This window comes from Brevibacillus brevis NBRC 100599 (assembly GCF_000010165.1).
GTDB lineage: Bacteria > Bacillota > Bacilli > Brevibacillales > Brevibacillaceae > Brevibacillus > Brevibacillus brevis_D.
Map to the genome: position 1 here is coordinate 5543855 of NC_012491.1, position 17464 is coordinate 5561318.

Consider the following 17464-nt stretch of genomic DNA (forward strand, 5'->3'; position numbering starts at 1 on the left):
TGGGATTCACTGCCCGACTCCATGCAAAAAGCGAAACCGCGTCCAAAGTAGTTCTTTCAGGATGTTTTTCAGAGGTGGACGCTTAAGAGCGTGTTTCACTTTTTGCATTCCGTCTCGGTTGGTGTACCAAAGATCTTCGCTGTTTTCTCCTGTTTCCTCTACGAGCTTTCGTGCTAAACGAATTTTAAAAAGCCTTTAAAAGATTGAAGAATGTGCTCAGTAACGCCAGAGAAGAATATTTCCAGACGTAGCGACTTGTGGAGTCCGACCGAGCGGAGAAGGGATTCGCGGGCAAAAGAAACGCAACCGTGCCCATACGACGTAGCGGCTACCACTTTTGCGTTTCCCCGCGAATCCCTTCGGAGCGGACAGTCCAAACCCTCAGCGGGACGGAGCACTGAGCCTAGACTGGAAATATTCTTCTCCCCACCGCAGCCACATCGTGCTTTATGCGCTCCCGAATATATTTTTTAACTTCCTATACGTTGAAAGGAGTCCAACCCATATGCAAGCTTTGGAAACCCAACGACTTACGTTATCCTACGGAGAACGCAACATCATTGAAGCTTTAGATTTAAACATCCCGCGTGGAAAAATCACCGTTTTCATCGGCAGTAACGGCAGTGGCAAATCGACATTACTGCGCTCTCTGGCACGTTTACTCAAACCAACGGAAGGCGCCATCCTGCTTGAAGGAGAATCGATCGCGAAACGCTCTACCAAAGAGGTAGCCAAACGTCTTGCCATCCTTCCTCAAGGCCCATCTGCACCAGAAGGATTGACGATCCTGCAATTGGTCAAACAAGGACGTTATCCCTATCAAAACTGGCTACAGCAATGGTCGGAAGAAGATGAGCAGATGGTCAACAAAGCATTGGCAGCTACTCAACTCACAGATATGGCTAACCGCGCCGTCGACAGTCTCTCTGGCGGCCAACGTCAGCGCGCCTGGATTGCGATGACGCTCGCTCAAGGAACCGAAACCATTTTGCTGGATGAGCCTACGACTTATTTGGATATGTCGCATCAGATTGAGATTTTGGACCTGTTGTTTGAACTGAATCAAACGGAGCAGCGCACCATCGTCATGGTTCTCCACGATCTAAATCTCGCTTGCCGCTATGCCCATCATATCGTTGCCGTTCATAATCAGACCGTCGTGGCAGAAGGGGCTCCCAACGAAGTGCTGACGACCGACCTTGTCCGTACCGTTTTCGATATGGATTGCCAAATTACGCAAGACCCCCTGTACGGAACTCCTATGTGCATCCCGTACAGTAAAAGCCGTCTGGGCACTGTTCAGACCGAACGAAAAGCATTCGCCATGTCATAATCCTCAAACAGCAAAAAGACTGTCCATCGCGTGGTATGGGCAGTCTTTTTTCGTAGGCAAAAGCTTGAACATGCAACGAATCGAGGCTTCTAGTGGCATATGTCTTTCATCCAAAAAACAGCGGCAGTCCCGGACTTTTTTGCGTCCTGGACTGCCGCATGCAAGCTTATTTCTTCAAGTTGTAGAATGCAGAACGACCACCAAAGCGAGCTGTATCAGCCAGTTCGTCTTCAATACGCAGCAATTGGTTGTACTTCGCTACGCGGTCTGTGCGGGAAGGCGCACCAGTCTTGATTTGACCAGCATTTGTAGCCACTGCGATATCAGAGATTGTGGAGTCTTCGGTTTCACCGGAACGGTGGGAAATCACCGCAGTATAACCAGCCAGCTTCGCCATTTCGATAGCTTCGAAGGTTTCTGTCAGCGTACCGATTTGGTTTACTTTTACCAGAATGGAGTTACCTGTAGAGGTCTCGATTCCGCGAGCCAGACGCTCGGTGTTGGTTACGAACAAGTCGTCACCTACCAGCTGAACTTTACTACCCAACTTGTCAGTCAGCGCTTTCCAGCCATCCCAGTCATCTTCAGACAGACCGTCTTCGATGGAGATAATTGGGTATTTGTTTACCAGATCTTCGTAGAACGCGATCATTTCTTCTGTTGTTTTCACAACGCCTTCGCCTTCGAAGTGGTATTTGCCGTCTTTAAACATTTCTGTAGCTGCTACGTCCAACGCAAGGAACACGTCTTTGCCTGGCTCATAGCCTGCTGCCTTGATCGCATCCAAAATGGTTGTGATCGCTTCTTCGTTGGATTTCAGGTTTGGAGCAAAACCGCCCTCATCCCCTACTGCTGTGCTCAAGCCTTTTTCACCCAATACTTTTTTCAGGGAGTGGAAAATTTCCGCACCTGTGCGCAGCGCTTCCTTGAAGGAAGTAGCACCTACTGGCATAACCATGAATTCCTGAATGTCTACGGTGTTGTCTGCGTGCTTACCACCGTTCAGGATGTTCATCATAGGAACTGGCAGCATTCTCGCGTTGAAGCCGCCGAGGTAGTTGTAGAGAGGAACGCCGAGAGATTCTGCAGCCGCACGTGCTACTGCCATGGACACACCGAGAATTGCGTTTGCGCCCAGCTTGCCTTTGTTTGGCGTGCCGTCGAGCTGAATCATCGCCATATCGATGCCAACTTGATCCAGAGCATCCATGCCGATCAGTTCAGGAGCAATGATTTCATTCACGTTTTCTACGGCTTTCAGAACACCTTTTCCCAAGTAACGGGATTTGTCACCGTCGCGAAGCTCAACCGCTTCATACGCACCTGTAGACGCTCCAGATGGAACATCTGCGCGACCCATCGAGCCATCTTCGAGATATACTTCTACTTCCACAGTTGGATTACCGCGGGAGTCCATAATTTCGCGTGCATAAATGTCAGTAATCATTGCCATTTCTCGTCCATCTCCTTTTTTCAAGTGCACTTACAATCTATTTCGATTTAAACGTCAAGCTACCCTTACAGTGTGTCCCAGCGAAGCCTATTTTGCAAGTAACGATTTACCTGTCATTTCAACGGGTTGCGCTACTCCCAAAAGCTCCAAAAGCGTTGGCGACAAGTCTGCCAAAATACCGTCTTCGCGCAGGGCAGCCCCGTCTTTTGTCACAATTACAGGCACCGGATACGTACTGTGTGAAGTAATTGGTCGTCCCGCTTCATCCAGCATCAGATCCGCGTTGCCATGGTCAGCTGTGATGACGGCTACGCCGCCTTTTGCTACGATGGCATCGACTACTCGGCCCAAGCAAGCATCCACCGTCTCGACTGCTTTGATTGTTGGCTCCATCATACCGGAATGACCAACCATGTCACAGTTGGCAAAGTTCAGGATGATCGCGTCAAAATTGTCTGCCTCGATCTCAGCAACAACAGCGTCTGTCAGCTCTGGTGCACTCATCTCCGGCTGCAGGTCGTACGTCGCCACTTTTGGCGAAGGAATCAGGATGCGTTTCTCACCAGGAAACTCTTTCTCACGCCCGCCACTAAAGAAGAACGTCACATGCGGATATTTCTCCGTCTCGGCAATGCGCAGCTGCTTCAAGCCATGCTGGGAAAGCACCTCTCCCAATGTGTTATCCAGATTGGAAGGCTTATAAGCAACATACCCGTTAACCGTCTCGGAAAAATGCGTCAGGCACACAAAATGCAGATCGCGCGGGCGCTCATCTCCGCGGTCAAATCCACGGAAATCTTCATTCGTAAATGCCTGCGACATTTGAATCGCACGATCCGGGCGGAAATTATAAAAAATAATCGAATCGCCGCTTTGAACGGTCGTCACTGGTTTTCCGTTTTCATCGAGAATCACGGTTGGCATGACGAACTCATCCATAATGGACTTTTCGTAGGATTCCTTAACCGCCTGAACCGGATCACGATAAGCCGGAGCATCTGCATACACCATGGCGCGATACGCCTTCTCTACGCGCTCCCAGCGTTTGTCACGATCCATCGCATAGTAGCGACCTTGTACGGTAGCAATACGGCCAACACCCAGCTCAGCGATTTTGGCTTGTAGCTGCTCGATATAACCCACTGCACTGTCAGGCGATACATCGCGGCCATCGAGGAAACCGTGAATGAACACATCCGCAAAGTCCTGCTTTTTCGCCAACTCGAGCATCGCAAACAGGTGGTCAATATGACTGTGTACACCACCATCGGACAAAAGTCCGAACAGATGGAGCTGCTTGCCGTTTTGCTTCGCGTGCTGGAAAGCAGCAATCAGTGTTTCGTTCTCATAAAAAGCGCCTTCTTTAATCGACTTGGTAATGCGCGTCAAATCCTGATAAACGACACGCCCTGCCCCGATATTGAGATGGCCTACTTCGGAGTTCCCCATCTGTCCTTCTGGCAGCCCAACAGCCAACCCACTTGCCTCTAGTGTCGCGTGAGGGTATTGGTTCCAGTAACGGTCAAAATTCGGCTTGTTGGCTTGCGCTACTGCGTTTCCATACGTTTCGTTCCGCAGAGCAAAACCATCCACAATCAAAAGGGCAACCGGTTTTGGTCTTTGTTCCATTGCTTTCTCCTCCTATCGCGACGTTGCTCCTGCCACAAGCTGCAAGTAGCTGTTCGCTACGAGACTCGCTCCACCGACCAATGCTCCGTCAATGTCAGGCTGTGCCATGTAGCTTGCGATGTTTTCCGGCTTTACGCTTCCGCCGTATTGAATGCGCACTTTCTCGGCTGTCGCTTGTCCGAAGCGTTCACCGATTACGCTGCGAATAATGGCAATCGTTTCATTGGCATCCTCTGCCGTGGAAGACTTGCCTGTACCAATCGCCCAGATCGGCTCGTATGCAATAACGGTATCCGCCACTTGTGCAGCATCTACTCCAGCAAAAGCACCTTCAGTCTGCGTACGGACTACGTTAGCTGTCTCGCCCGCTTCCCGCTGCTCCAGGCTCTCGCCTACGCACACAATCGGTACGAGACCTGCTGCTAATGCGGCTACAACCTTTTTGTTCACCGTCTCATCTGTTTCATTGAAATATTGACGGCGCTCGGAGTGACCAAGAATCACGTACTCCACACCAATTTCTTTCAGCATGGACGCGCTGATTTCGCCTGTATAAGCACCTTGCTCTTCAAAATGCATGTTTTGCGCGCCGATGGCAATATCCGTGCCCGCCAGCTCTTCTTTAAGTGCAGTCAACGCTGTAAAAGGTGCGCAAATGACTTTTTGTACTCCGGAAGTATTATTGCTTGCCTTGGCTTCCTGCGCAAACGCTCTTGCCTCGGCCATTGTCTTGAACATCTTCCAGTTCCCCGCGATAATTGGTGTTCGCATGCAAACTCCCCCTCTTCGCTTTTATTGGTTATCTGCCAACACAGCTACGCCTGGCAGTTCCTTGCCTTCCATGAATTCCAGGGACGCTCCGCCGCCTGTAGAAATGTGTGTCATCTGCTCGGCTACGCCTGCTTTTTCCACAGCGGCTACGGAATCACCGCCACCGATGATCGTCGTTCCGCTGCATGCTGCCATCGCCTTGGCTACGCCAATCGTGCCGCCTGCAAAAGCATCCATTTCAAATACGCCCATCGGACCGTTCCATACAACCGTTTTCGAATCTACAATGACGCTGTGGTACTGTTCCACTGTTTTTGGACCGATATCGAGTGCCATCCAGCCCTCTGGAATTGCATCGATTGCGACGACCTGCTTTTCTGCATCTGCCGCAAAACGGTCAGCTACCACAACATCAACTGGCATCAGCAATTGAACGCCGCGCTCTTTTGCCTGCTCCATCAACGTACGTGCGAGGTCGAGCTTGTCGTCTTCACACAGAGAAGCACCAATGCCATAACCTTGTGCTTTGAGGAATGTATTCGCCATACCGCCGCCGATAATCAGGTGATCGACTTTGGTCAACAAATTTTCAATGACAGCAATTTTATCTTTTACTTTTGCACCGCCGACAATCGCTGTAAACGGACGCTCAGGATTGGACAAGGCTCCGCCCATGAAGCGAATTTCCTTTTCCATTAGCAAGCCTGCAACTGCTGGTATGTACTCAGCGATTCCCGCTGTAGAAGCATGTGCCCGGTGAGCTGTCCCAAATGCATCATTGACAAACAGATCAGCCAAGGCCGCAAAGCTTTTTGCCAGTTCTGGATCGTTCTTTTCTTCTCCCGCATGGAAGCGCACGTTTTCCAACAGGATGACGTCGCCAGACTCCATTCGTTCTACTGCCGCTTCTACGTCAGCACCTTGGCAATCCTCCAGCTTACGCACGTCCTTGCCCAAGAGCGAGGACAGATGGGCTGCGACAGGAGTAAGACGCATCTCTTCCACCACTTGGCCTTTAGGACGACCAAAATGGCTCGCCAGGATTACTTTGGCTCCTGCCTCCATCATGAAACGGATGGTTGGTACAGCAGCACGAATGCGTGTATCGTCGGTGATTACCCCGTCCTGCATCGGCACGTTAAAGTCGACACGGCAGAATACGCGCTTGCCTGCCAGCTCAACATCGCGGATAGATTTCTTGTTCATGAACGATCCTCCCAAATCATTGGCTTTTTATTCGGAAAAAAGATATGGGAAAAGGGAGATTGCTCTCCCTTTTTTTCCACAACAGTTCTATTTTACGTGTTAGAAGCCGCGCTGTGCAACATAATGACACAAGTCTACGACACGATTAGAGTAACCCCACTCGTTATCGTACCAGGAAACGACTTTTACCATGTTTCCTTCCAGTACCATTGTAGACAAAGCATCGATTGTGGAGGATGCAGGGTTTCCATTGTAGTCAGAGGAAACGAGTGGCTCTTCGGAGTAGCCGAGAATGCCTTTGAGAGGGCCTTCTGCCGCTTCTTTCAGCGCGTTGTTGATTTCTTCAACAGTTGCGTCTGTCTTCAGCTCAACGACCAAGTCCACTACGGATACGTTTGGAGTTGGTACGCGCATAGCGAAACCATTCAGCTTGCCTTTCAGCTCAGGCAGTACGAGTGCTACCGCTTTTGCCGCTCCTGTAGAGGTTGGAATGATGTTTTCCGCAGCTGCACGGGCACGGCGCAAATCTTTGTGCGGCAGGTCGAGAATTTGTTGGTCATTGGTGTAAGAGTGAACGGTTGTCATCAAACCGCGTACGATCCCGAATTTTTCATTGAGAACCTTCGCGTATGGCGCCAAGCAGTTCGTTGTGCAGGATGCGTTGGAGATCACAGTGTGTTGCGCTGGATCGTACTTGTCTTCGTTTACACCGATTACGACTGTAATGTCTTCATTTGTTGCTGGAGCGGAGATGATGACTTTTTTCGCGCCACCTTCCAGGTGCTTCGCTGCATCTTCGCGCTTCGTGAAGCGTCCAGTTGATTCCACTACGATTTCAACACCGTAATCTGCCCACTTCAGTTGAGCTGGATCGCGCTCTGCCAATACCTTGATTTCTTTTCCGTCTACGATGAGCGTGTTTTCGGAAGCTTCAACACTCACGTTCAGAACACCATGAACCGTGTCATATTTCAAAAGGTGCGCCAGTGTGTGCGCATCTGTCAGGTCATTGACCGCCACGATTTCTACATTCGGATTGTTCAGTGCTGCACGAAATACGTTACGACCGATACGACCAAATCCGTTAATACCTACTTTTACCATAATGTATACCTCCTGCTCATTAGCTAGCTTTATTTTTCATCGCGAGAAACCTGCCCTCTGGCGAAAACCAGCGGGTCGATAATATCGTAACAATCGGTAATAAGATTGGAAAAAACACAAAGGGCAATGTTTGGATCGTCGAAACACCCAACGTGAGCGCCATCATCATCGATAGACCGTTCCATGGGATCAGCACAGGCATGACAACTGTGGAGTCCAGCATCGTCTTGCCCAACAGCTCACGCCCTCCCTCCCATTGGGAGAACCTCCCGAGAAGAGTCGAGCCGAGAACCAGAATCGGAATGGTTTGGTTACAGCTGATGATGACCACTAACAACGACAAGGCCGCTGCTTTCGCTACCAATACCGTCTTATTTTTTGTATGGCCCATCATTTTGTCTACGATGGGAGTTAATAAATTGGCTCTGTTCAAAATGCCGTTTAAAAAGCCTGCGAGAATGATTAACGCCAGAACACTGAAGATGGCGAACATCCCGCCCCCATGGACCAGTTGATCCAGCGGCGTTCCTGAATGAAGCTCAAATCCAACTAGCATCGATGTAAAAAACGTCTTCACATCCAAATTCCCATTGATTCCGACTAGAATCGCACTGGCTCCGATACCGAAAAACAATGCCTTCACCGCTTTTATTCTCAGTGCAAAAGAGGCAATTAGCACCACGAGAGGCAACATGAGCAGCCAGTGTACAGAAAAATGACTGACTAACAGCTCCTGGTACATTTGAATGGTATCCGTCGAGTTCGCTTGAGGTCGAAACAGATCAAGGATCAGGAAAAGTAACGCGCAAATCGCTACTGTAAGCAAAGCAGGACGCCGCATTCTTCTTTCCTGCTTTTCTGTCATACCGACATTGGAAAGCACCAGTAATCGACTGCTGGATATCGGTGAGAAACGTTCCCCCACCATCGCTCCAGAGATGAGCGCGCCTCCTACGATCGCAGGTGATATTCCTGCTGCGTGTGCTATGCCCATCAAGGACAGCCCAATCGTACTCAGTGTACCGATTGATGTACCCAATAAATAACTGACGCCTGCAGTCAACAGAAAAGAGAGAACGAACAAATACTCGACATTCACAATCGATAATCCGTAGTAAATGATGGCGGGAATGGTTCCTCCCATCATTAATAGAGGAATCAAGAGTCCTACTAAAAACAGAATCGTAAGGACGGGCTTTGCCTTTTGGACACCTTCCCAGCCAAACACGAACTGTTGCTTCCACGGATAACCCAATCTTTTTACACTAACCAGTGTGACCAAGATCGCAAAAACAATCCCCCATGCGATCGGAAAACCGAGCGATAGGCTCAAAATGATACCAGCGATCATTGCCAAGATGGGTGTTACCGATGTGATAGACATGCGACCGACTTCCTTCCGTTACAATCGTGCGGACAACAGCGTATAAGCTGCCCCTTCGTCCGTAATGAGTACATTCTGACACGATTGCTTAGCAAAGGAAAGAATCGCTTTTGCCTTGCTTTCGCCCCCCGCAATAGAGAGCACTGTTTCTGCCTTGTGCACTTCCTCTAGCTGTAAACCAATTGTCGGCATTCTGTGGACCGTTTCTCCCGCTTCATTAAAGTAGTAGCCGAATGCTTCTGATACAGCACCCGTCTCCACTAATTCCGCGAGTTCTTCCTCCGAATAATTCCGCCTTCTCGCCATCGTGACGGCATCCCCGATTCCATGCAAAACAATTCGAGTCTCGCCCAAGAGTGACAGCACGTCTTGTACCTGTGGCTCTTTGACCAATGTCTGCAAGGCTTCTGGATGGAGGCGATCCGGTACGTGAAGAAGCCGATAAGAAGCACCTGTTTTCGCTGCCATGGCGGAAGCGAGCGTGTTCGCTTGCAGCTCTACGCGTTCTCCCAATCCACCGCGAGCAGGGACAAACTGAACGTTTTTGAACGAAGCAGAAGGCGTCAGATGACTTGCTACGCTGGCGATGGATGAACCACCTGTTACCGCTACAATGTCGCCTTCTTGCACGACTTGTTTGAGGACCCGTGCCCCTACCCGTCCCAGCTCTTCCTTTACCCAAGGTGACTGGTCTGCATTGCCCTGCACCACAATGACTTCTGCTATGCCCAACTTTTTTTGCAGGCGCTCTGCCAAGTCAGTAAGGCCGAATAGCTCTCCGACGAGAGGCTCCATGTCGTCTAAGACTTGTTGTCCTTCTTCACTCAGGCTCATTCCCGCAGCTGTTACATGAAGGAGCCCCGTCTCTTTTAGCAGTTCCACTTCTGCCCGCAAAATACGTTCAGTGGTATCCATGGCTTGAGCAAGACCTCTTCTGCCAATCGGCTGCAAATGATAGATGGATCGGAGCAACATGTACCGCTGACGCAAAACTTGAATCAAGTCAGGCAACAATTTTTGTTGCAGTTCCAGTAAACGTCGCATTTTACCTTCTTCCTTGGTTACAAATTGTTGATCGGGACGTTTTATGTCCCTGTATATACATTTTTTGTCCCACTTGGTGCAAAAAAAAGATCACTTGCTACAACTTGAATGTATCATATTTAACCATATCTTGCAAGTTCCCCTCTACCTATAAGACAAACCATCAGGAGGTCGTTTTCGTTTGAGTCAACATTGTGGAGGAGAAGAAAAAGCACAGTTCTCTTCGACTCTGACACGCCAGCAGGGTAGATTCACTGTCCGTCTCCACTTCCAAAAGGGGACCGTCGAGCTAAAGCCACCCTACGGGCGGACGTTTCTCAGAGAAGAAGTGTTCGACAAGCGGGTCCCCTTTTGGAAGTTCCGACTGGGTTGGCGATGCCAAGGTCTACGAGCCCTGTGCTTTTTCTTCTCACCAGCTTTGTTGGTTCATCGGTACTTTCTAAAGCTAAAAAACAGCCAATACCATAGCAATCATTTATGATAGAACGGTACGTCTATGTAGTTCCTCGTGCAGCTCTTTTAGTGTCACCACATGCGTTATGGAACGAAACACGATCTCTCCATCTATCTCGACTACGGGAATGACAAACATCATTTCCTCATGCAAAGCCGGATCACTTTCAATATCAACCATGCGCATGCGAAGGGGGAACTCCTCCGCCAGAGAACGGATGTAGAGCTCCACCTCGTCGCACAAATGACACTTATTTCGTCCGTACAAGACAATTTCAAACGTTTTTTCATTCATTCTCATTAAAACCTCTTTCGTTTGGCCGACGATGGGATCAGCATTTCTTCCCGGTACTTGGCAACCGTTCGGCGGGAGATCTCAATCCCCTCTGTAAGCAGCATCTCACCCAGCTTTTGATCAGATAAAGGAGCTTTCCGATCTTCTTGCTCAATCAGTGCTTTGATTCTGCGCTTAACACTCTCAGAAGAAGTCGCTTCCCCGCTGGAAGTAGAGAGTGCTGACGTAAAGAAATACTTCAACTCAAAGATTCCGCGCGGTGTCTGGACGTATTTGTTGCTGGTTGCCCGGCTGATCGTCGATTCGTGCAGGCCGACCCGCTCTGCTATTTCCTTTTGCGTCATAGGCTTTAAATAATGAATTCCCCGATCAAAAAACTCCCGTTGCATATCGAGGATGGCCTGTGTTACACGCATGAGCGTCAGGCGGCGCTGCTCCAGACTTTTTGCCAGCCACATGGCAGCATTCAGCTTATCGTGAATGAACTGTTTTGCTTCATCCTGACTTTTTTGCTGGCTCAGCATTTTTTCATAAAAGCTGTTGATTTTCAGCCGCGGTGCTGCGACATCGTTGACCAATACAACATAATCATTCCCGACCTTTTCTACCGTCACATCTGGAATGACATATCTTGTCTCTACGGAGGAAAAGGCCGCCCCAGGACGCGGATTCAACGTACGGATCAAATCTGCAATCGTCTGTACCTCTTGGGGTGTACATCCGATTTTGTCTGCAATTCGCTGATAGCGATTGTCCGCTAAATCTTGCAGATGGTTACGAACGACCTGCACGATCTTTTCATCATCGAGTGCCAAATGCTCCAGCTGCAGCAAGAGACATTCTTCCAGGCTGCGTGAAGCTACGCCTACTGGATCAAAATGCTGCAAAACGGACAACACGTCCTCAATCTCGAGCATTTCAGCGCCCAGGCGCTCACTTGCTTCCTCCAGTGTAATTTCCAAATATCCCTTCTCATCCAAATTCCCGATCAAAAAGAGAGCAATCTGTTTTTGCAGCGACGAGAATCCTTTTACATAGCCGAGTTGACGCTCCAGATGTTCGTACAGCGTCTCCGCACCTTGCTGGACGTAATCCAGCGGATTGTAAGTGCTTTCATTTTTCGACGAACCGTACTCACCTGTCGCGCGATTGCCCACAATTTCTTTCCAGTCAATCTCAGGAGCTGGCTTCTCTGCTTTTGCAGAAGCGACTTCTCCAGCCACTTCAAGGTCGAAAACAGGATTTTCATTGGCCTGATCCTGCAAATAGGAGATGAGATCAATGGCTGAATACTGCAATATGGTAATCGCTTGGCGTAATTCCGGCGTCATCACTAATTTCAGTGTTTGTTCTTGAAATAACCCCAATCCCATGTTCATGAAGCTCGCCTCCTTCGCACTTGCTCATGCTGCTCGATGACTCTTTATTTTCATTATATTCGTTCTCTCATGCAATTTTCCTGCCAAATTGATGAAACAGAGCACAAAAAATGTCGAAAGATCTTCACCATTGGACTTTTTCACTTTCGCTTATTTTATCGCTAGTTTTTTCTGCTGAACTACTTTTTTTCGTTTGCATTGAGATTCTCGATGTTTTATAATAAAAGTTGTCGTCACAATATACGCCTGTAGCTCAGTGGATAGAGCAATGGTCTCCGGAACCATGTGCGGGGGTTCGATTCCCTTCAGGCGTACCATACTTTCAAACCAAAAGCGATCTCTTGAATTTCAGGAGGTCGCTTTTTTATGTTGAACCCTCTTGGGAACAAAAAAACAGCCCGAATAAGGACTGTTTTTCTTAAGCTACATTTATTGGTTAAAAACCGCTTTGAAAGAATAAGGGATTGGGGTGATTGGTCTATTATCCAATAATGCATCAGGCGCCATAATCTGAATGTGATACTGTCCTTCTTCAGGAATGTTTACTGAAAAAGATGTATTGCCAGTAATACGAACTCTTTCTACTTGCCCCCCTGATTGTTTCTTCACCCAAATAACAATCGGTTCAGAACTTGCTGATAGTCTACTAAAAGCAAAATTAAAGCTTCCTGGTTTTGCATAAAAATTGTAGAAATCGACATCTTTATGGTGATTAATCGCAGCTGTGTATGAAACATTCGAATTTATATATGGAGCGAATTCAACACTATCATTTGGTTCATATGGATCGGTCACCGAAGCAGCAGCTTTTTGGGAAGACTTCATATTTTTAGTTGGTTCTGCTGCAAATGCGGAAGCAGATGCGGATAGAGCTACTGCGAGGGTCAACAAGCTAATTACGGCTTTTTTCATATATGTTGCCTCCTAATAACTAGGTACGGAATTGTTAGTTTTTGCAAGTCTTTATTGATTAAAAAAAGCTTTGAATGTGTAAGGCATAGGGTTGATTGGGGTCGTATCAAATGCTGCATCTGAAGATACAATATAGATGTAGTATCTTCCTTCTTCTGGGATATTTACTGATAAAGTTGTATTGCCCTTAATACCAAATTGGCTTTTTATTGTCTCTCCTTTTGTCTCTCCTTGCTTTCTCACAAAGATGTTAAACGTGTGCTTGCTTGCAGATAATCTACTAAATGCCAATGTAAAATCCCCAGGTTTCGCATAAAAATTAAAAAAGTCAGCATCTCTATTGTGATCAATCGCTGCAGTATATGAGGTATTCGAATTAATATAAGGAGCAAATGCAGGATCATCATTTGGCTCATAAGGATCGTTTGCCGACGCAGCTTTTTGAGGTGCTTTCAAACTTTTTGCAGGTTCCGCTGCCAGTGCAGATACGGAAGCAGATAATACGAGTGACAGGCTTAATAGGCTTGCTACGACTTTTTTCACGAATAAATCCCTCCAAAAGCTGTGATAGTAAGTACTATTAATTTTTACCATTTTATATACGGATTGTAAATATATGTTATGTAATTTTTTGTAATAATTTGATGAATACGCTAGAATGAGGTCTACATTTATCGAACGATGACTGTTATTATCGATCTTTAATACTCTCCGTATAGTAGGGGTTCTCATGCACAAAGTAGCCCATAACGATTAATTCCATAGGTTATGATAATTGTAATCTATACTAATCTTTACCATATTTAAAGTGTTTTGTAAATTCGAATCGTGTAATATTTTGTAATAAATTTACAGATAGCCAACACAAAAAACCCTGAAGCACTATTCTCCTTCAGGGATCCTCACTCAACTATCGATAAACACACTTCCAATTCCTACTGATAATTCCTTGTTTTATACAAAAGATAAACAAAGAACGGCGCTCCAATCGCTGCGGTAAAAATCCCAGCTGGCAAATCATGCGGTAAAAACACCGTTCTCCCAATCAAATCAGCCAAGACGACAAGCATCCCGCCCAAAACAGCGGAAGCCGGCAGCAAGTAACCGTACGCAGAACCTACTAACCTACGCGCAATATGTGGGGCCATCAACCCGATAAAACTAATTCCTCCTGCTACACCGACCGCAGCACCTGCCAACGCCACACTGATCGCAATCAAGAGCAATCGCTTCTTATCAATCGCTACGCCAATGCCTTTAGCGATATCATCACCGAGCTCCTGGGCATTCAAATAACGGATTTGGAAAATCGTAGCGCCAAGAAACAAAACGGTCCACGGAAGCAACGTCATGACATTTACCCACGACATACCGTACACGGTTCCAGTCATCCACCCGAGTGCATTTGAGGCTTTGTGGGTTTGGGTGATCACCAGGAAAAAGATCGTTAATGCCCCCATGCCTGCCGAGATACATACACCGACAAGCGCGAGGCGAAAAGGGGAGACTCCCTCTTTCCACGCAGTGAGATACGTAAGCGTCGCGGTTAACAATCCACCGATCAAGGCCACCAATGGCATCCATTGTACACTTACATCTTTTGCGAATGTGATAAATGCTACCGCTGCTGCCGTTGCTCCCGCTGTAGTCCCGATCAAATCAGGCGAAGCTAACGGATTTCGTACCAAGGACTGCAAAATAGCCCCCGATACCGCCAGGGAAGCTCCCACCATGACTGAAACGACAACGCGAGGCAATCGCCAATCAAGCACGATCAATTCATTCTGTTCACTGCCCGCTCCCACAAAAGCTTTGACGACCTCCCACACAGGAATATGCAAGCTTCCTAAGCCAATACTCAATACAATCACAACAGATAACAGCAAAAATAATATGAAATTAATTCCCAAAGCCCGCTTATCTACATGAAACGAAAGCGCTGGCTTTTTGGACCGAATGACTACATGTCTATGCATACGCCCTCCCCCTGACCAGCGGGATGATAAAAGCCACTCCGATCATAGCAGTTGCTACGCCTACTGGTACTTCCAGACGCATGGGCATCAATACAAGGCGAGAAAGCAAGTCAGCGCAAACCAGAAAAGCTCCGCCGAAAACAATCGAATAGGGAATCAACCATCGGTGATCAAGCCCGACTAAAAAACGACATAGATGCGGGATGATGATGCCCACGAATGCAATTGGTCCGGCGAGCGCGACACTCCCACCTGCCAAGAGCACCACGAGCAATAACGCGGTAGCTTTTACCAAGATAATCTTCTGGCCCAGGCCAGTCGCTACATCATCACCAAGTACCATCAAGTTTAACGAGCCAGTCAGTACCATAGCGCCTAACCAGCCTACTAGCAAATAAGGAATGATCATAAAAAAATGATCGAGCTGTCTCCCCTCCACAGAACCAACTAACCAGTAAAAGGCCTCTGTCATCGTCTTTTCTTGCAGCAGCATAAACAACGAAGTCACAGACGAAGCAAAAGCAGCAACCGCTGCACCCGAAAGTGTCAGCTTAATCGGAGTCATGCCTCCCCGCCCAGCGGAGGCCAATCCGTATACAAGCAGAGCAGTCACACCCGCTCCGATAAAACCTGCCCACATCATTTGCGACACTGGGAATTGCGAGCCAAAAACAACAATCGTCGTCACAATAGCTGCTGCAGCTCCAGCGTTCACGCCGATAAGAGACGGTGAAGCCAATGGGTTACGAGTCAACGCCTGCAACAAAACACCTGCTACCGCGAGGCTGCTCCCCACTGCTACCGCTGTCAGTGTACGCGGCATTCGGGAAGTCGTAATAATCAAATGTTCCTCCGAACCGGAAAATTGAGTGTATGCCTCTACTGCAGTAGTGAGCGAATACCGATTGATTCCGAAAAGGATACTAGCCACCATCACGACTGCCAGGACAACGAGCCCTGCTATGAGTACAGTAGTCTTTTGCAGTCGGCTGGACAAAATCACATTCACGCCTGTTCCCTTCTTTCCGTTGCATTCTACCTATTCTGTCTATTCGCTACCTATGTATGTAAGTTTCTCCCACTAATCAGTCTAAGCTTGCGGATAGGGCTAGTCAATGATATTGATTTTTATTATCGCTATTGGAAAATCAGCACATTAATATCTATAGTTTTCCTATAGTTCCAAAAAATATATTGACACTTTGTCATAGGAGCATATAAAGTAGTGAAGAAAAATGATAATCATTATCAGTTAAAGGGGGATTTTCCATCATGCGCAAAACTTCCCTGCGTTTGATGCTCGGGGCTATGCTTTCCGCAGTCATGCTCGTAACAGGTTGCGGAGGACAGGCAACGCCTTCATCCGACTCGTCTTCTTCTACACCAGCCGCGTCAACAACTCCATCAGCACCGGCAGCGTCTGAAGAGAGAGAAGTAAAACACTTTATGGGGTCAACAAAAATAAAAGGAACTCCGCAACGTGTCGTCACTCTCACCAGTGAAAGCACAGAGGCTGTTCTCGCATTAGGGATTACGCCAGTTGGGGCAGTCATGAGTGGCCTCGGCAAACCCGGTGACCCATGGCATCCACATATTAAAGAAAAAATGAAGGATGCAGTTGAATTGGGTGACGAGAATCAACCAAACGTCGAGCTGATCGCCAGCCTGAAGCCAGACCTGATTCTGGGAACGAAAGGACGCCAAGGGCAAGAGAAAGTATACGCTCAGCTTTCCGCAATTGCTCCAACCGTCTTCTCCGAGGATCTCGTAGGCAGATGGAAAATCAACTTTGCCCTTTACTCCGAAGCGCTGAATAAGAAAGCTGAAGGCGACAAGCTGATGGCTGATTTCGATAAGAAGATTGAGGATGCAAAAGGAAAACTGGGTGACAAGACGAAGATGAAAGTCTCTGTCGTTCGTTTCGTAGCTGGCAAAACTCGTCTTTACTTGAAAGACACCTTCTCTGGCGTTGTTCTGAGCCAGCTCGGTTTTGCTCGACCTGCCTCCCAAGACATCGATGAGTTCAAAAAAGACATCCCAAAAGAGCTCATGTCCGAAATGGATGGCGACGTCATGTTTTACTGGATCGGCGATTATTCGGGTGATGGATCTGCGAATAAATACACCGAGGAATGGATGAAAGATCCACTCTATCAAAAGCTGAATGTCGCGAAAAACAATAAGGCATTCCAAGTTGACGAAGTGATCTGGAACGTAGGCGGCGGTATCCTTTCTGCCGAACTGCTTGTTGATGACATCGTAGAGCGTTTCTCCAAACTGTAGGCTATAAAAAAAGCAGGAGTGGTTGATATAACCACTCCTGCTCTTTTGCCTGCTGGCATTATTGATCGAGTTCCTTACTACCAGCAGTATCCTTACTGGGCAGAATCGGATCTATTTGTTCAGGTTTACGTGAATAAGCTTTGTTTGTAACCAAAATCGTCACACCGATGATGACAATAAAAATGAGCACCAACGCAACGATAAAACCCGTTGTCATGCATACACCTCCGACTTTTTTCTAA

Annotated in this window: 16 protein-coding genes and 1 tRNA gene; 3 read left to right on the plus strand and 14 right to left on the minus strand. The window is 47.8% G+C overall.

Features of this window, described 5'->3' with window-relative positions; all coding sequences use genetic code 11:
- Positions 1–505 precede the first annotated feature (505 nt).
- Positions 506–1333 (plus strand): ABC transporter ATP-binding protein, encoded by an 828-nt coding sequence (locus BBR47_RS26180; protein ID WP_015893462.1) that lies wholly within the window; start codon positions 506–508, stop codon positions 1331–1333.
- Positions 1334–1499: 166 nt separating this feature from the next.
- Here the strand turns inward: BBR47_RS26180 and eno are convergent, their stop codons facing one another.
- The 9 genes from eno to rpoN form a co-directional block, all read right to left on the minus strand.
- Complete coding sequence (gene eno, locus BBR47_RS26185; protein ID WP_015893463.1) at positions 1500–2786, minus strand: phosphopyruvate hydratase; 1287 nt, start codon at positions 2784–2786, stop codon at positions 1500–1502.
- 87 nt (positions 2787–2873) lie between these two features.
- Positions 2874–4415: a 2,3-bisphosphoglycerate-independent phosphoglycerate mutase gene (gene gpmI, locus BBR47_RS26190; protein ID WP_015893464.1), complete on the minus strand. Its 1542-nt coding sequence runs from the start codon at positions 4413–4415 to the stop codon at positions 2874–2876.
- 12 nt (positions 4416–4427) lie between these two features.
- Positions 4428–5186: a triose-phosphate isomerase gene (gene tpiA / locus BBR47_RS26195; protein WP_015893465.1), complete on the minus strand. Its 759-nt coding sequence runs from the start codon at positions 5184–5186 to the stop codon at positions 4428–4430.
- 21 nt (positions 5187–5207) lie between these two features.
- Entirely contained in the window at positions 5208–6392 is a 1185-nt protein-coding gene (locus BBR47_RS26200) for a phosphoglycerate kinase (protein WP_015893466.1), read from the minus strand.
- Positions 6393–6491: 99 nt separating this feature from the next.
- On the minus strand, positions 6492–7496 hold the full coding sequence (gene gap, locus BBR47_RS26205) for a type I glyceraldehyde-3-phosphate dehydrogenase (RefSeq protein WP_007720484.1): 1005 nt from the start codon (positions 7494–7496) through the stop codon (positions 6492–6494).
- 19 nt (positions 7497–7515) lie between these two features.
- The gene (locus tag BBR47_RS26210; RefSeq protein WP_015893467.1) at positions 7516–8880 is read right to left on the minus strand and encodes a Na+/H+ antiporter NhaC family protein; all 1365 of its coding nucleotides are present in this window, start codon (positions 8878–8880) and stop codon (positions 7516–7518) included.
- A gap of 18 nt (positions 8881–8898) precedes the next feature.
- A complete protein-coding gene (locus BBR47_RS26215; RefSeq protein ID WP_015893468.1) occupies positions 8899–9924 on the minus strand; it encodes a sugar-binding transcriptional regulator in 1026 nt (341 codons plus the stop codon).
- A gap of 475 nt (positions 9925–10399) precedes the next feature.
- Positions 10400–10678, minus strand: a complete 279-nt coding sequence (locus BBR47_RS26225; protein WP_015893469.1) for a glutaredoxin family protein — start codon at positions 10676–10678, stop codon at positions 10400–10402.
- Positions 10678–12051, minus strand: coding sequence for an RNA polymerase factor sigma-54 (gene rpoN, locus BBR47_RS26230; protein ID WP_041749672.1), 1374 nt, complete (start codon positions 12049–12051; stop codon positions 10678–10680). The genes BBR47_RS26225 and rpoN overlap by 1 nt, the downstream gene beginning before the upstream one ends.
- 242 nt (positions 12052–12293) lie before the next feature.
- On the opposite strand from rpoN, the gene BBR47_RS26235 reads away from it, so the two are divergent.
- A tRNA-Arg gene (locus tag BBR47_RS26235) sits at positions 12294–12368 on the plus strand.
- Between the two features lie 112 nt (positions 12369–12480).
- Here the strand turns inward: BBR47_RS26235 and BBR47_RS26240 are convergent.
- From BBR47_RS26240 to BBR47_RS26255, 4 genes are all read right to left on the minus strand, one after another.
- Positions 12481–12963, minus strand: coding sequence for a hypothetical protein (locus BBR47_RS26240; protein ID WP_015893471.1), 483 nt, complete (start codon positions 12961–12963; stop codon positions 12481–12483).
- A 51-nt stretch (positions 12964–13014) separates the two neighbouring features.
- The gene (locus tag BBR47_RS26245; RefSeq protein WP_041749673.1) at positions 13015–13506 is read right to left on the minus strand and encodes a hypothetical protein; all 492 of its coding nucleotides are present in this window, start codon (positions 13504–13506) and stop codon (positions 13015–13017) included.
- 392 nt (positions 13507–13898) lie between these two features.
- Positions 13899–14939, minus strand: coding sequence for a FecCD family ABC transporter permease (locus BBR47_RS26250; RefSeq protein WP_015893473.1), 1041 nt, complete (start codon positions 14937–14939; stop codon positions 13899–13901).
- A complete protein-coding gene (locus BBR47_RS26255; RefSeq protein ID WP_041749674.1) occupies positions 14932–15948 on the minus strand; it encodes a FecCD family ABC transporter permease in 1017 nt (338 codons plus the stop codon). The genes BBR47_RS26250 and BBR47_RS26255 overlap by 8 nt, the downstream gene beginning before the upstream one ends.
- Positions 15949–16211: 263 nt before the next feature.
- On the opposite strand from BBR47_RS26255, the gene BBR47_RS26260 reads away from it, so the two are divergent.
- A complete protein-coding gene (locus BBR47_RS26260) occupies positions 16212–17222 on the plus strand; it encodes an ABC transporter substrate-binding protein (RefSeq protein WP_015893475.1) in 1011 nt (336 codons plus the stop codon).
- Between the two features lie 58 nt (positions 17223–17280).
- Here BBR47_RS26260 and BBR47_RS31415 read toward each other — a convergent pair whose 3' ends face one another.
- Complete coding sequence (locus tag BBR47_RS31415; protein WP_015893476.1) at positions 17281–17439, minus strand: hypothetical protein; 159 nt, start codon at positions 17437–17439, stop codon at positions 17281–17283.
- Positions 17440–17464 lie beyond the last annotated feature (25 nt).

Coding starts and splice junctions, on each gene's coding strand:
- tpiA (WP_015893465.1), bottom strand. CDS start 5,186: ATGCGAACACCAATTATCGCGGGGAACTGGAAGATGTTCAAGACAATG.
- BBR47_RS26215 (WP_015893468.1), bottom strand. CDS start 9,924: ATGCGACGTTTACTGGAACTGCAACAAAAATTGTTGCCTGACTTGATT.
- BBR47_RS26210 (WP_015893467.1), bottom strand. CDS start 8,880: ATGTCTATCACATCGGTAACACCCATCTTGGCAATGATCGCTGGTATC.
- rpoN (WP_041749672.1), bottom strand. CDS start 12,051: ATGAACATGGGATTGGGGTTATTTCAAGAACAAACACTGAAATTAGTG.
- BBR47_RS26200 (WP_015893466.1), bottom strand. CDS start 6,392: ATGAACAAGAAATCTATCCGCGATGTTGAGCTGGCAGGCAAGCGCGTA.
- BBR47_RS26250 (WP_015893473.1), bottom strand. CDS start 14,939: ATGCATAGACATGTAGTCATTCGGTCCAAAAAGCCAGCGCTTTCGTTT.
- gpmI (WP_015893464.1), bottom strand. CDS start 4,415: ATGGAACAAAGACCAAAACCGGTTGCCCTTTTGATTGTGGATGGTTTT.
- BBR47_RS26225 (WP_015893469.1), bottom strand. CDS start 10,678: ATGAGAATGAATGAAAAAACGTTTGAAATTGTCTTGTACGGACGAAAT.
- BBR47_RS26180 (WP_015893462.1), top strand. CDS start 506: ATGCAAGCTTTGGAAACCCAACGACTTACGTTATCCTACGGAGAACGC.
- BBR47_RS26260 (WP_015893475.1), top strand. CDS start 16,212: ATGCGCAAAACTTCCCTGCGTTTGATGCTCGGGGCTATGCTTTCCGCA.
- eno (WP_015893463.1), bottom strand. CDS start 2,786: ATGGCAATGATTACTGACATTTATGCACGCGAAATTATGGACTCCCGC.
- BBR47_RS31415 (WP_015893476.1), bottom strand. CDS start 17,439: ATGACAACGGGTTTTATCGTTGCGTTGGTGCTCATTTTTATTGTCATC.
- BBR47_RS26240 (WP_015893471.1), bottom strand. CDS start 12,963: ATGAAAAAAGCCGTAATTAGCTTGTTGACCCTCGCAGTAGCTCTATCC.
- gap (WP_007720484.1), bottom strand. CDS start 7,496: ATGGTAAAAGTAGGTATTAACGGATTTGGTCGTATCGGTCGTAACGTA.